General features: G+C 62.7%; 10 protein-coding genes. 8 read left to right on the top strand and 2 right to left on the bottom strand.

The genetic code is table 11. The features are described from left to right. Window positions 1-6 precede the first annotated feature (6 nt). From glgC to bglA, 5 genes are all read left to right on the top strand, one after another. Window positions 7-1,272, top strand: a complete 1,266-nt coding sequence (glgC, locus tag NKH06_RS10635; protein WP_023808506.1) for a glucose-1-phosphate adenylyltransferase — start codon at window positions 7-9, stop codon at window positions 1,270-1,272. 3 nt (window positions 1,273-1,275) lie between these two features. After that, window positions 1,276-2,721 carry a glycogen synthase GlgA gene (gene glgA / locus NKH06_RS10630; RefSeq protein ID WP_352893010.1) on the top strand — a complete coding sequence of 482 codons (1,446 nt, stop codon included), beginning with the start codon at window positions 1,276-1,278 and terminating at the stop codon, window positions 2,719-2,721. Window positions 2,722-2,724: 3 nt separating this feature from the next. Continuing rightward, window positions 2,725-4,353 (top strand): alpha-D-glucose phosphate-specific phosphoglucomutase, encoded by a 1,629-nt coding sequence (locus NKH06_RS10625; RefSeq protein WP_352893009.1) that lies wholly within the window; start codon window positions 2,725-2,727, stop codon window positions 4,351-4,353. A 255-nt stretch (window positions 4,354-4,608) separates the two neighbouring features. Beyond that, on the top strand, window positions 4,609-6,624 hold the full coding sequence (glgX, locus tag NKH06_RS10620; protein WP_352893007.1) for a glycogen debranching protein GlgX: 2,016 nt from the start codon (window positions 4,609-4,611) through the stop codon (window positions 6,622-6,624). Continuing rightward, the gene (gene bglA / locus NKH06_RS10615) at window positions 6,611-8,233 is read left to right on the top strand and encodes a beta-galactosidase BglA (RefSeq protein ID WP_352893006.1); all 1,623 of its coding nucleotides are present in this window, start codon (window positions 6,611-6,613) and stop codon (window positions 8,231-8,233) included. Before glgX ends, bglA begins: the two co-directional genes overlap by 14 nt. 11 nt (window positions 8,234-8,244) lie before the next feature. On the opposite strand, the gene NKH06_RS10610 is transcribed toward bglA, so the two are convergent. Continuing rightward, window positions 8,245-10,026, bottom strand: a complete 1,782-nt coding sequence (locus tag NKH06_RS10610) for a TadG family pilus assembly protein (RefSeq protein ID WP_352752537.1) — start codon at window positions 10,024-10,026, stop codon at window positions 8,245-8,247. Next, window positions 10,027-10,482 (bottom strand): TadE/TadG family type IV pilus assembly protein, encoded by a 456-nt coding sequence (locus tag NKH06_RS10605; RefSeq protein ID WP_164780233.1) that lies wholly within the window; start codon window positions 10,480-10,482, stop codon window positions 10,027-10,029. It lies immediately after the preceding gene. A gap of 367 nt (window positions 10,483-10,849) precedes the next feature. Here NKH06_RS10605 and NKH06_RS10600 point away from each other — a divergent pair, with 367 nt between their 5' ends. The 3 genes from NKH06_RS10600 to NKH06_RS10590 all read left to right on the top strand — a co-directional run bounded on the left by NKH06_RS10600 (window position 10,850) and on the right by NKH06_RS10590 (window position 14,647). After that, complete coding sequence (locus tag NKH06_RS10600) at window positions 10,850-12,442, top strand: peptide ABC transporter substrate-binding protein (RefSeq protein ID WP_023808499.1); 1,593 nt, start codon at window positions 10,850-10,852, stop codon at window positions 12,440-12,442. A gap of 164 nt (window positions 12,443-12,606) precedes the next feature. Continuing rightward, window positions 12,607-13,530: an ABC transporter permease subunit gene (locus NKH06_RS10595; RefSeq protein WP_027035849.1), complete on the top strand. Its 924-nt coding sequence runs from the start codon at window positions 12,607-12,609 to the stop codon at window positions 13,528-13,530. After that, window positions 13,523-14,647 (top strand): ABC transporter permease, encoded by a 1,125-nt coding sequence (locus NKH06_RS10590; protein WP_352441325.1) that lies wholly within the window; start codon window positions 13,523-13,525, stop codon window positions 14,645-14,647. The genes NKH06_RS10595 and NKH06_RS10590 overlap by 8 nt, the downstream gene beginning before the upstream one ends. Window position 14,648: the final 1 nt, after the last annotated feature.

Here is a 14,648-nt window from a genome sequence, read left to right as displayed (position 1 = left end):
GTAGAAATGGCAGACTTGAAACGGACCCAGCCGCTGGCGCGCGATGCCATGGCCTATGTATTGGCCGGCGGCCGTGGGAGCCGCCTCAGGGAACTGACCGACCGGCGTGCCAAGCCGGCCGTCTATTTCGGCGGCAAGACGCGCATTATCGACTTCGCGCTCTCCAATGCTCTGAATTCCGGCATTCGCCGCCTTGGCGTTGCCACCCAGTACAAGGCGCATTCGCTGATCCGTCATCTGCAGCGCGGCTGGAACTTCCTGCGGCCCGAGCGAAACGAGAGTTTCGACATCCTGCCGGCCAGCCAGCGCGTCTCGGAAACGCAGTGGTATGAAGGCACCGCCGACGCCGTTTATCAGAACATCGACATCATCGAGGCCTACGGGCCCGAATACATGGTGATCTTGGCCGGCGACCACATCTACAAGATGGACTACGAGATGATGCTTCGCCAGCACGTCGACGCCAATGCCGATGTCACCGTCGGCTGCCTCGAAGTGCCGCGCATGGAAGCCACCGGCTTCGGCGTCATGCATGTCGATGCCAAGGACAACATCATCGCCTTCGTCGAAAAACCCGCCGATCCGCCCGGCATTCCCGATAAGCCGGAATTCGCGCTGGCTTCGATGGGCATCTACGTGTTCAAGACCAAATTCCTGATGGAGCAATTGCGCCGCGATGCGGCCGAGCCGGGCTCAAGCCGCGACTTCGGCAAGGACATCATCCCCTATATCGTCCAGCACGGTAAGGCGATCGCGCATCGCTTCGCCAAATCCTGCGTCCGCTCGACCGCCGAGAACGAGGCCTACTGGCGCGACGTCGGAACGGTCGACGCCTATTGGGAAGCCAATATCGACCTGACCGATATCACGCCTGAACTCGACCTCTACGACCGCGACTGGCCGATCTGGACCTATGCCGAATTGAAGCCGCCGGCAAAGTTCGTGCATGACGAGGATGGCCGCCGCGGTTCGGCCGTGTCCTCGCTTGTCTCGGGCGACTGCATCGTCTCGGGTGCGTCGCTCAAAAGAAGCCTGATCTTCACCGGCGCGCGCATCAATTCCTTTTCGACGCTGGAAGAGGTCGTCATGCTGCCCGACGTTCATGTCGGCCGGAACGCAAAGTTGAAGCGCGTGGTCATCGACCATGGTGTTAGGATACCGGAAGGCCTGGTGGTCGGCGAAGATCCCGTCCTCGATGCCAAGCGCTTTCGCGTCTCGGAGAAAGGCATCTGCCTGGTCACGCAGGACATGATCGACAAGTTAGGGCTTTAACGCATGCAGGTTCTGTCGGTCACGCCCGAGATCTTTCCGCTGATCAAGACCGGAGGGCTTGCCGACGTGACCGGCGCGCTGCCCATTTCCTTAGCGGCCAAGGACGTGACCGTGCGCACGCTCATCCCAGGGTTTCCGACCGTCATGGCCGCCTTCAAGAAGAAGCGGGCGGTTCTGCAATATCCCTTGCTGCAGGGCGGCAAGGCCTCCGTCCACTCCGTTCAGCTCGCCGGGCTCGAGCTTTTCGTGCTCGACGCGCCGCATCTGTTCGACCGTCCCGGCGGCCCCTATGGCAATGCGACCGGGGTCGATTGGCCCGACAACTGGCGGCGCTTCGCGGCGCTGAGCCAGGTCGGCGGCGACATTGCCGGTGGCGCCATCTCGGGCTACCAGCCCGACATCGTCCACGCCCATGACTGGCAGTCGGCGATGACGCTGGCCTATATGCGCTACGGCAAGGCGGTCGGCGTGCCATCGATGATGACTGTCCACAACCTCGCTTTCCAGGGCCAGTTCGGCGCCGCCATCTTTGGCGAACTCGGCCTGCCGGCGGCGGCAATGGCGCTCGACGGCGTCGAATATTACGGCGGCGTCGGCTTCCTCAAGGCCGGCCTGCAGGCCGCCTGGGCAATCACCACGGTCAGTCCGACCTACGCGCAGGAGATCCGCTTGCCGGAATTCGGCATGGGCCTCGACGGCCTCATCAACATGCGCTCCAGCGATCTCTATGGCATAGTCAACGGCATCGACACCGACATCTGGGATCCGGAAACCGACAAGCACCTGGTGTCCACCTATACGGCTAGCACGCTGAAGGCGCGCGCTCCCAACAGGGTTGCCGTGGAAGACCGCTTCAGCCTTGAGCGCGACGATAGCCCGATCGTCTGCGTCGTCAGCCGCCTGACCTGGCAAAAGGGCATGGATACCTTGGCGACAGCGGTCGATGGCATTGTTGCGACCGGCGCGCGCCTGGCCATCCTGGGCTCGGGCGATGCCGGCCTCGAAGGCGCGCTGCTCGCCGCCGCCGCCAGGCATCGCGGCCGCATTGGGGTCGTTGTCGGCTACGACGAGGGGCTGTCGCACATCATGCAAGGCGGCTGCGACGCCATCGTCATTCCCTCGCGCTTCGAACCGTGCGGGCTGACGCAGCTTTACGGCCTGCGCTATGGCTGCGTACCCGTGGTTGCCCGCACCGGCGGCCTTGCCGACACGGTAATCGACGCCAATGAGGCTGCCGTTTCGGCCGGCGTCGCCACCGGCTTCCAGTTCGCGCCCAACAATGGCGGTGCCTTGCTGCACGCCATCCGCCGCCTCGTCGACGCACATGCCAGTCCGGCGGTCTGGGAATCGTTGCAGCGCCAGGGCATGAAGGCCGATGTGTCGTGGGACAAGAGCGCCGAAAAATATGTCGAACTCTATCGCTCGCTGCTTTCGAAAAGGGTTGCCTGAAGCATGATACGAACCGTCCCCACCAAGCCTTATTCCGACCAGAAGCCCGGCACGTCGGGCCTGCGCAAGAAGGTGCCTGTCTTTCAGCAGGAGCACTATGCCGAGAATTTCATCCAGTCGATCTTCGACGCGCTCGACGGTTTCAAGGGCAAGACCCTGGTGATTGGCGGCGATGGCCGCTTCTACAACCGCGAGGTCATCCAGAAGGCCATCGCCATGGCGGCCGCCAACGGCTTCGGCAAGGTGATGGTCGGGCAGGGCGGTATCCTGTCGACGCCGGCCGCCTCGCATGTCATCCGCAAATACAAGACCTTTGGCGGCATCATCCTGTCGGCCAGCCACAATCCGGGCGGCCCGCATGAGGATTTCGGCATCAAGTACAATGCCGGCAATGGCGGCCCGGCGCCGGAAAAGCTGACCGACGCGATGTTCGAGAAAACCAAGACGATCTCAAGCTTCAAGATCGCCGATATCGATCCGATCGACATCGACACAACAGGCACGGTCAAGGCCGCCGGCATGACGGTCGAGATCATCGACCCGGTCGCCGACTATGCCGAACTGATGGAAAGCCTGTTCGATTTCGATGCCCTGCGCAAACTGTTCAAATCCGGCTTCCGCATGCGCTTCGACGCCATGCACGCGGTGACCGGCCCCTACGCCAAGGAGATCCTGGAAAACCGGCTCGGCGCGCCCAACGGCACCTGCCGCAATTTCAAGCCGCTGCCGGATTTCGGCGGCCATCACCCGGACCCGAACCTCGTCCATGCCAAGCACCTCTATGACGAGATGATGGGACCAGACGCGCCGGATTTCGGCGCTGCCTCGGATGGCGACGGCGACCGCAATCTGATCATCGGCAAGGGCATTTTCGTCACCCCGTCGGACTCGGTTGCCGTGCTCGCCGCCAACGCCCGCCTGGCGCCCGGCTACAAGGCCGGTTTGAAGGGCATTGCCCGCTCGATGCCGACCAGTGGCGCTGCCGACCGCGTCGCCGAAAAACTCGGCATCGCCCTCTATGAGACGCCGACCGGCTGGAAGTTCTTCGGCAATCTGCTCGACGCCGACATGGCGACGATCTGCGGCGAGGAAAGTGCCGGCACCGGTTCCAACCACGTCCGCGAAAAGGACGGCCTTTGGGCGGTGCTTTTGTGGCTCAACATCCTTGCCGCGCGGGGCGAAAGCTGCAAGCAGATCGTCGCCGAGCACTGGGCGACCTACGGTCGCAACTACTATTCGCGGCACGATTATGAAGAGGTTGAGAGCGACCGCGCCAACGCATTGGTCGACGAACTGCGCGCCAAGCTCGGCGCGCTGCCGGGTGCCAGCGTGCGCGGCATGACAATCGCCAGCGCCGACGACTTTGCCTATCACGATCCCGTCGACGGTTCGATCAGCGAGCATCAGGGCATCAGGGTGCTGTTTGAAGGTGGTTCGCGGGTGGTCTTTCGGCTGTCCGGCACCGGCACGTCAGGTGCCACGCTGCGCGTCTATATCGAGCGCTACGAGTCGGACAAGTCGAGGCACGACCTCGACACCCAGGCCGCCCTTGCCGATCTGATAGCCGCGGCCGATGATATTGCCGGGATTCACAGCCATACCGGCCGCGCCGAGCCAAGTGTGATTACTTGAGGATGGCGCTGCACGCGCCCATAACTCTCGCAGAGCGCCAGGTTAGATAATGACGGGCGTATGGCGCTGCACCCCCCTCTGGCCTGCCGGCGATCTCCCCCTCAAGGGGGGAGATCGGCAGTTTCAGCGCCTCGTTCCTCATGCTGCGTTGGCCGTTGGCGAAAGCGATGCGACGGTCCGATCTCCCCCCTTGAGGGGGAGATGCCCGGCAGGGCAGAGGGGGGTGCCTCGCGCTAACCTTGGCGGTATTTTCCAGTGACCCAGCTCGGCGCCACCATCACCCGCGAAGGCATCCGCTTTGCCGCTTGGTCGCAGGCCGCCCGTCGGCTTTGGGTCTCGATTTTCGACGAGCGGGGCAACCGGGAGATCGAACGGCTCGAACTGCAGCCGGAAGGTGAGGGCGTCCATGCGCTGTTCGTTGCGGGCCTTGGCCAGGGCATCCGCTACGGCTTTCGCGCCGATGGCGACTACGCGCCGGAACGCGGACTGTGGTTCGATCCCGCCAAGCTCCTGACCGATCCTTATGCCGTCGAGATCGACAGGTCCTATGTCTATGACTGGCGGCTGGCCCAGCGCCGGGGCGAGGGCGCTGATACCGCACCGCTGATGCCGAAGGCGATTGCCGCTGCGCTGCCGAAGCCGGTGCAGGCTGCCCCGCCGCTATTCCAGCCGGGCGGCCTTATTTACGAAGTGCCGGTGCGCGCCTTCACCATGCTGCATCCGGACATTCCCGAAGGATCGCGCGGAACAGTCGCCGCACTTGCTCACCCGGCGGTTATCGAGCATCTGAAAAAACTGGGGGTTGGCGCGGTCGAGCTGATGCCGGTGACCGCGTCGATGGACGAGCGACATTTGCCGCCGCTCGGGCTGCGCAATGCCTGGGGCTACAATCCCGTGACTTTCATGGCCCTCGATCCGCGTTTGGCGCCGGGCGGCGTCATGGAGTTGCGAAACACGGTCGCCGTGCTGCGCGAGGCTGGCATCGGCGTCATCCTCGACCTCGTCTTCAACCACACCGGCGAGAGCGACTGGCTTGGCCCGACGTTGTCGCTGCGCGGTCTGGACAACCAGGCCTACTACCGGCACTCATCAGACGGCGGGCTGGCCAACGATACCGGCACCGGCAACACGGTCGCCTGCGACCATCCTGTCGTCCAGGAGATGGTCCTCGACACGCTTCGCCATTTCGTCAGGGATGCCGGCGTCGACGGCTTCCGCTTCGACCTGGCGCCCATTCTGGGCAGGGTTGAAGGAACATTCGATGCCGAGGCGCCGTTGCTGAGAGCGATGCGCGACGACCCGCTGCTGGCCGATCGGGTGTTGATCGCCGAGCCGTGGGACATCGGTTCCGACGGCTATCAGCTCGGTAATTTCCCGCCGCCCTTCCTCGAATGGAACGACAAGTATCGCGACGATGTCAGACGCTTCTGGCGCGGCGACGCCGGCATGGTCGGTGCGCTGGCGACCCGGCTTGCCGGTTCGTCCGATGTGTTCGCAACGAACAGGCAAAACGCCAGTCGGACCGTCAATTTCATCGCCGCCCATGACGGCATGACGCTCGCCGATATCGTGCGCTACGAGCGCAAGCACAACGAAGCCAATGGCGAGCAGAACCGCGACGGCCACAATGAAAACCTGTCTTGGAACAACGGCGCCGAAGGGGATGCGGACGATCCGGCCGTACCAACTGCTCGCCTGAACGATCAGCGCGCGCTGCTCGCCACGCTGTTTGCCTCACGCGGCACCATCATGCTGACCGCGGGCGACGAATTCGGCCGTACCCAGCAAGGCAACAACAACGCCTATGCGCAGGACAACGAGATCACCTGGCTCGTCTGGGCCGGCCGTGACCAGGCGCTGGAGCGCTACACGGTGGAACTCTCGAGGCTGCGCCGGTCGATGCCGGCGCTCTTCGATACAAGCTTCCTAACTGGCCAGCCGCAGGCAGGTTCGGGGACGCCGGACGTCGCATGGCTGACCGAAACGGGCACGCCGCTCGATGGACAAAGCTGGCAAGATCCGCAGCGGCACCGTCTTGTCATGATCCTGGGTGGCGCCAGCGACGACGAGCGCCGTCTCGCGGTGCTCGTCAACGGCGATCGTAGGGCCTGCATGTTCACCTTGCCTGAGCGTGAAGGATTTTGCTGGGTGCCAGCCCTCGAAACCGCCGAGCCAGCGGACAGCTCGCGACCGATATCGGGACGGGCGGTGATCTTCATGATCGAACGAGCGCAGGCCGGCACAGGGGAGAAGCGCAATGGCGGCAGGTGACAAGACCGGATGGTGGCGCGGTTGCGTCATCTACCAGATCTATCCGCGCTCCTTCCAGGACACGACCGGCGACGGCAGCGGCGATCTCGCCGGCATTACGTCGAGGCTCGCTCATGTCGCTTCGCTTGGTGTCGACGCAGTCTGGCTGTCGCCTTTCTTCAAGTCGCCGATGGCCGATATGGGCTACGACGTGTCGGATTACTGCGATGTCGATCCGATGTTCGGCACGCTCGAGGACTTCGATGCGCTGGTCGCCGAGGCGCATCGTCTCGGCCTGAAGATCGTCATCGACCAGGTGCTGTCGCATTCGTCCGACAAGCACGACTGGTTTGTCGAAAGCCGCGCCAGCCGCGATAACCCCAAGGCCGACTGGTACATCTGGGCCGATACCAAGCCCGATGGCGGCGCGCCCAACAACTGGCTCTCCGTCTTCGGTGGCCCGGCCTGGGAATGGGATTCGACCCGCCGGCAGTATTACATGCACAATTTCCTTGCCTCGCAGCCCGACCTGAATTTCCACAACCCGGAGGTCCAGGACGCGCTTCTCGACACGGTGCGGTTCTGGCTGGAGCGCGGCGTCGACGGCTTCCGGCTCGATACGGTCAATTACTATGTCCACGACCGCTGGCTGCGCAGCAATCCGCCCCTGGCGTCGAGCGTCGCCGGCACCAACGGAGAGACCAACACCTACCTCTACCAGGAGCATCTGTTCGACAAGACGCAGCCGGAAAACCTGGCGTTCCTCCAGCGCTTCCGGGCCCTGCTCGACGAGTATGAAGACCGCGCCGCGGTCGGCGAGATCGGCGACGAAGGCCGCTCGCTGCAGACGCTTGCCGCCTATACCTCCGGCGGTGACAAGCTGCATATGTGCTACACGTTCGACCTGCTCGGTCCGCAGTTCTCGGCGGCGCATGTTCGCGGCTGTGTCCAGGCCTTTGAAAATGCAGTTGCGGACGGCTGGGTCTGCTGGGCATTCTCCAACCATGACGTCGTGCGCCATGTCAGCCGCTGGACAAGGCCGGATAGCGATCCCGACGCGGTCGCAAGATTCTCGATCATGCTGCTCGCCTGCCTGCGCGGCTCGATCTGCCTCTATGAGGGCGAGGAACTGGGCCTGGAGGAGGCGGAACTGGCCTATGAGGATCTGCGCGATCCCGTCGGCATCCGCTTCTGGCCAGGCGTCAAGGGCAGGGATGGGTGTCGCACGCCGATGGTCTGGGAGGCCGGCGCCGACAATGCAGGCTTCTCCACGGCCAAGCCGTGGCTGCCGATACCGGCCAGCCATCGCACCCACGCGGTCGACGTCCAGAATGCCGACACGGCCTCGGTGCTGAAGTCCTATCGGACCACGCTGGCCTTGCGCGGAGAGCATGAGGCGCTGGTATCAGGCTCGATCCGCTTTCTCGACGCCGAGGGTGACGTGCTCGCTTTCATTCGCGAGGGCGGCGGCGAAAGACTGCTCTGTGTCTTTAATTTCGCCGAGGGATCGGCCAATTGGCAGTTGCGGGGGGACATCGGAGCGGTTGTACAGCTGGATGGCAATGCCGCGGTCGTCGAGACCGAGCTTTTGCTGCCAGCGCTCGGAGCCTTTGTTGGCAGGCTCGACTGATACCCGGACCGTTACTGCACCAGCACCGCACGTCCGCATGTCGCGCCGGTGACCCGGACATCGGCTTCGCCGAGATGCACGCCGAGCGTATCGAGCAGATTGTAAAGCAATGTGTCGACTGGTGCGGTCACGGTTTTCAAGAGCGTCGTCACCGCAGGTTTCACTGCGCCGAGCAGGGCGGTTACGTCAAGCCCGAGGATACCCAGCGCGTTGACGGAGAGTGACAACTTGTCGACCAGTGATGTTGTCAGCGTCTGAGTCAGGTCCCGTGTCGGCGTCGTCTTGATGGTTTTGGCGGCGATCTCGGTTTTGTTGAAGACCAGGTTGGTCGGGCTGACGTTGGTGATATCGGCACCCGCCGACCCCTTCACCAGTATTAGCGGGATTTTTAGCAGCAACAGATTGAGGCTGACATCCGCTATGTTGGCGTCGGAGAACGACTGCGGGTTGCTGAAATCGGCGAAAGCGGTGGGGCTGTTATCGGCGTCGCTGGCGGCAAGGTTCACCGCGGCGACGCCGGGCTTCGCGGCAATGGTAACCTTCAGGCTGTCGGGGCCGGTCGGGCAGCTGATGTCGGTCAGCTTGGCCTCGGCGTAGGCCACTTCGACATTCAGCGGCAGCTTGACCGACAGCAGGCTGATGCCGCCGCCCAGGTTTGGATTGCCGACGCCGACCGTGACCAGCAGCTTGATGCGCGTTTGCGCGGTGCGCACCACGGTGCCGGCTTCTCCAACCGCCAGCCATGGCGAGGATTGCGGCGGTTCGCCGATGGCGATGGCGAGCGTGGTCGACAGCACCCCGGGAATGGTGGCGCCGAGGGCGACGTCGACCTGCTTCGAACCGTTTGCCAGTCCGGCAGCGGCCGTCAGCATTCCCAAGGCGCTGGCATCGACGCCGAGGCCGGCGGGCCTTTGCCCGAGGCCCAATTTGCCGACGGAGCCGAGATCGACCAGATGACTGAGCGGGATCTTTACCGTGCTGGTCGACTTGGACGCGATCGTCTGCAGGGCGACCTTGGCCGTGTTGCCAAGCCCGGGCACATTGGCCATGGCCGTGGCGATCTGGCCGACGGTCGCCTTCGATGCCAGCACATCCGAATACGACACGCCGGTCAGGTTCAGCTGTGTGGCAACGCCGTCGACGAAGGAGAGCACGCTCACATCCGCCGAGATCAGCGCGTTGTAGTCCATGACGCTGAGCGAGATGTTGCTGCCGAGAAGTCCGCCGAGAAGCGCGTTGAGGATGCCGCCATTGAGGCTGGCGAGCCTCGATCCGACCGAGAACGTCGCCTGCGGCGTCATGCTGGCGGTGGCTTGGGTGCCGATGACGGGAGTGGGGATCAGCGAACTCGCGAAATAGCGGGCAGGGATCTTCTTCAGGGTGACGCGGACGGCATTGTAGGGTGTTATGCTGGCCTGGAAACGCTGGCCCACATTGGCCCCGGATGCCACATATCTCCCGGGCGTGACCGTCACGACGGTTTTGCCGGCCGCCGGCTCGATCGTCTGTCCCGAGCTTTGAACGACAACCCCTGGCATGCCGTTGTCGGTCAGCGTGGTGACAACCGCTGTGTTGACTTTGGTCATGTTCGAGGCGGCGGTGATCGCCGCCAGATCCACCATTGCCTGTGCTTCGCGGCGCTCGGTGTAGATCGAGGCTTCGTCGATGGCCACCGCGGCCAGGGCCAGCGCCACCGGCGCGCTCAATGCCGCCATGACGGTGAAGTTCGCTTTCCTGTCACCCAGCATCAACCGGGCAAGCCGACCGATCCCATTGCACGCATGCAGCAGCATTTAAATGCCCCCGACCCTGATCGTTGACTGGCGCTTGATGGTGGTCCCGGGCATGGCTATGCCCGGGAAAAGGTTCCAGATCGGCAGGTTGCGGGCATCGTACTGGATGGCCACCACGAACTGGCTTCCATCGGCCGCGCTGTCGTTGGCCTGGTAGGTCAACTTGCTGACATCCACGAAGGGATATCCGCCGGCATTGTTGGTGACGAAGCTGGCCACGAGCGTCTGGCGCTCGGTCTGGTTCAGCCCGGCAATGGCCGTGCGGGCCGCATCCGCCGCTATCTGCTGGATCGAGTTGGCGGCGCCGAAATATATACCGTATGCAACCATTCCGAGTAGAAGAAGAATGAAGATCGGCGAGAGTAAGGCAAATTCAACCGCAGAAGTTCCACGTTCCTCTTGAAATTTTCGTACCAATTGAAAGACCTTGGGCAATTTACTTGCTCCGTTGCTCATAGCCGCCACGCGTCTGAGATCGAACTGTATAGAAGGCAATCATAATGTAACCTGTGGTTGCTTAAGAACGCATTAAGACATTCCGGCAAACTGGCATGGCTCCGATTCGCGGTGAAAAATGGCGTCGAGGTGAAGAAACCAAGTCAAGCTTCTGGTTTCGACTGGTGTTTCAGCGGCCACGCCATAGCTTTCGTCCGCCTTACTTTGGGTGACCCAGAGAGTCTGTTGAAATAAAAATTCTCCGCGTTAGTGTCTGGGCACGAGCCGCAGGACGGGAACCAGCGGCGCGCTCAAGGGGTCAGATATCGGCTCCAGGGCGTCAACACTTAATAGGCGCGCCAACGGCAGCGCCGACAGGGAGAACTTCATGCTGAAAAACATGCTGAAGGCGACGGTGCTCGCCACGACCATGGCGCTGGCCGCCGGCACGTTCTACACGCCGGCTTTCGCCGAGACCGTCTATAACAGAGGCAGCGCCGCCGAAGCGGAGACGGTCGATCCGCACAAGACCTCGACAGTCTACGAAGCCGATATCATACGCGACCTGTTCCAGGGCCTGGTCATGCATGACCAGAAGACGAACCTCATTCCGGGCGCGGCCGAAAGCTGGACAGTGTCCGACGACGGCACTGTCTACACCTTCAAGCTGCGCAAGGATGGCCTCTGGTCGGATGGCAGCCCGGTGACGGCGGACGACTTCGTCTATTCGTTTCGTCGGCTGGAAGACCCGGCCACCGCTGCCGAATACGCCTCGATGCTGTACCCGGTGAAGGGTGCGGAGGACGTCAACACCAAGAAGGGCAAGCCGGAGGATATGGGTGTCAAAGCGATTGATGCAAATACCCTCGAAGTCACGCTGAAGGCGCCGACGCCTTACTTCCTGGAGATGCTGACCCATCAGGCCACCTATCCGGTCAACAAGGCTTCGATCGACAAGCTCGGCGCCGACTGGATCAAGGCGGGTAATCTCGTTTCGAACGGCGCCTATACGCTGGCCGAGTGGATTCCCAACGACCACATGAAGCTGGTCAAGAATCCGAAATTCTGGGACGCCGCGACCGTCAAGATGGACGTCGTCAACTATATCCCGACCGAAGACCGCTCATCGGCGATGAAGCGCTTCGAGGCCGGCGAACTCGACAGCTACGGCGACCTGCCGACCGAACAGCTCGCTGACCTCAAGACCAAGTTCGGCGACCAGGTCCGCGTCGGACCTTATCTCGGCACCTATTATTATGCGATCAAGACCGACAAGGCGCCGTGGGACAATGTCGAACTGCGCAACGCCATCTCGATGGCGATCGACCGCGACTTCCTCGCCGAGAAGGTCTGGCAGAACTCGATGCTGCCTGGCTATTCGATGGTGCCTCCGGGCATCGCGGGCTACTCGCCGGCAACGGCCAAATACGCCGACATGTCGCAGATCGACCGCGAGGACGCTGCCAAGAAGACCCTCGAGAAACTCGGCTATACGCCCGAGCATCCCTTGAAGATGGAGATCCGCTACAACACGTCGGAAAACCACAAGAACACGGCCGTCGCCATCCAGGAACAGTTGAAGCCGCTCGGCGTCGACGTCTCGCTCGTCAACACCGACACCAAGACCCACTACTCCTTCCTCGAGCAGAAGGGCGACTACGACGTGGCGCGTGCCGCCTGGATCGCCGACTACAAGGATCCGGAGACCTTCCTCGGCATCACCCGCAAGGCCAGCGGTAACAACTATTCGAGCTATGTCAGCCCGGCATATGAAGCGGCCATGGACAAGGCGGCGGCTGCCGGCGGTAAGCCGGAAGAGCGCATGAAGGACCTCGCTGAGGCCGAGCGCATCCTTGTCGATGACGTCGGTAACATTCCGCTTCTCTACTACAGCTTCCACGACATCGTTTCCTCGAAGCTGCATGGCTTCGACGACAATGTGATGGATATCCATCCGTCCCGCTTCATCAGTAAGGACTGATCCTTAGCCGGGCCGCCGCGCAACTCAATGCGCGGCGGTGCTGGTTGGCCATCGCATCGGTCCGGAAACCGGAATCGATTTTCGGTATGTCGGTGCGAAGATTTGAAGGCTAGAGCGCAACCGTCCGGCTGGACGCGCGTTGCTCTGGATCAAGCGGGGCACCGATGCTGCGATACGTATTACGGCGGCTTCTGACCGCCATCCCGACGCTGTTCGTCATCGTGACCATGGCGTTTTTCCTGATGCGCGTCGCGCCGGGCGGCCCATTCAACCAAGAGCGGGGGCTGAGCCCCGAGATCAAGGCCAATCTCGAAGCCCAGTTCGGCCTCAACGACCCGCTCTGGCTGCAATTCGTCCATTATCTCGGCAATCTGCTGCGCGGCAATTTCGGCCCGAGCTACAACATGCCGGACTTCACCGTCACCGAACTCTTCGCCAAGGGCCTGCCTATATCGGTTCAGCTCGGCGCCTCGGCGCTCGTCCTGGCGCTGCTGCTCGGTTGTGTGCTCGGCACCATTGCGGCGCTTAACCAGAACAAGCTTGGCGACTATACGGTGATCGCGCTGGCGACGGCCGGCAGCACCATCCCAACCTTCGTCATCGCGCCGGTGATCCAACTCCTGTTCGGGCTGACCTGGAGGCTGCTGCCGATCGGTGGGTGGGGCGATGGCGCTTTCATCAACAAGGTCGGTCCGGTGTTGACGCTCGCTCTGCCGCAGATCGCCATCGTCGCCCGGCTGATGCGTGGCTCGATGATCGAATCCTTGCGGTCCCATCACATCCGCACGGCGCGCGCGCTCGGCCTGTCCGATTGGTCGGTGGTGGTCAAGCACGCGCTGCGCGGCGCCATCCTGCCGATCGTCTCCTTCACCGGTCCGGCGGCGGCGGCATTGCTGACCGGCTCGGTCATTGTCGAGACGATCTTCTCCATTCCAGGCGTTGGCCGCTATTTCGTCGATGCCGCGCTCAATCGTGACTACACGCTGGTGATGGGAACGGTGGTGGTGATCGCCATCTTTACCATTGTCTTCAACCTGATCGTCGACGTCATGTACGCGGTCGTCGATCCGAGGGTGCGCTATGACTGACATCGCAGCCACAGCCGCCCCCGCCGTCATCGGCCGTTCACTCTGGGGGGATGCCTGGGCGCGTCTCAAGGCCAATCGCGCCGCCATGTTCAGCCTGTACTACCTTGCCCTGATCGGTGTCGTCAGCGTATTCGGGCCGTGGTTCGTGCCACATCAATACACTACCATCTATGCCGACTATGTGCGCATGCCGCCAAGCCTGTCAGCCTATCCGAAGGCCGACATGGTCGAGACGGCGCTTACCGAAGCGATCAAGCGCATGCGGGTCGAGATCAAGGAGTGGCGGCAGGAAGGCAACCAGGTCTTCGTCACCGTCAAGTCGACCAGGCCGATCGACGATCGCAACATCCGTTATCTCGACCGTTCCGATGCCTTTGACGGCACCAAGATCGAGAGCAAGTCGCCCGACGGTCTTGAAGCGACGATGAGCGCCTCGATCAAGCAGCAATATTTCCTGTTCGGCACCGACAACACCGGCCGGGACCTATTGTCGCGCACGCTGATGGCCGGGCGCATATCGCTGGCCATCGGCCTGCTCGCGGGTGTCGTGGCGGTGGTCATCGGCGTGGTCTACGGGGCCGCTGCCGGCTTTGCCGGCGGCAAAATCGACGAGGTGATGATGCGCATCGTCGACGTGCTCTATTCCTTGCCCTTCATCTTCTTCGTCATCATGCTGGTGGTGTTCTTCGGCCGCAACTTCGTGCTGATGTTCCTGGCGGTCGGCGCCGTGCTGTGGCTCGACATGGCGCGGATCGTGCGCGGCCAGGCGCTGTCGATCCGCCGGCAGGAGTATGTCCAGGCGGCGGAAGCCATGGGTGTCGGCCAGCGCGGTATCCTGCTGCGCCACGTCATTCCCAATCTGCTCGGCCCGGTGGTCATCTACATGACGCTGCTGGTGCCGCAGGTCATCATCCTGGAGAGTTTCCTGTCATTCCTGGGGCTCGGCGTGCAGGAGCCGATGACCAGCTGGGGCGTGCTGATCTCGGTCGGCGCCAAGAACATCGGCACCGCCAACTGGCTGCTCCTGTTCCCCGCCTTCTTCCTCGTCTCGACGCTGTTCGCGCTGAATTTCGTCGGCGACGGCCTGCGCGACGCACTTGACCCAAGGGATCGCTAAG

Origin of the sequence: Mesorhizobium sp. M1342 (assembly GCF_040317955.1) — a bacterium.
Taxonomy (GTDB): Bacteria; Pseudomonadota; Alphaproteobacteria; order Rhizobiales; family Rhizobiaceae; genus Mesorhizobium.
Note: the sequence above shows the minus strand (reverse complement) of the source record. Positions and strands in the feature narration are given on the sequence as shown.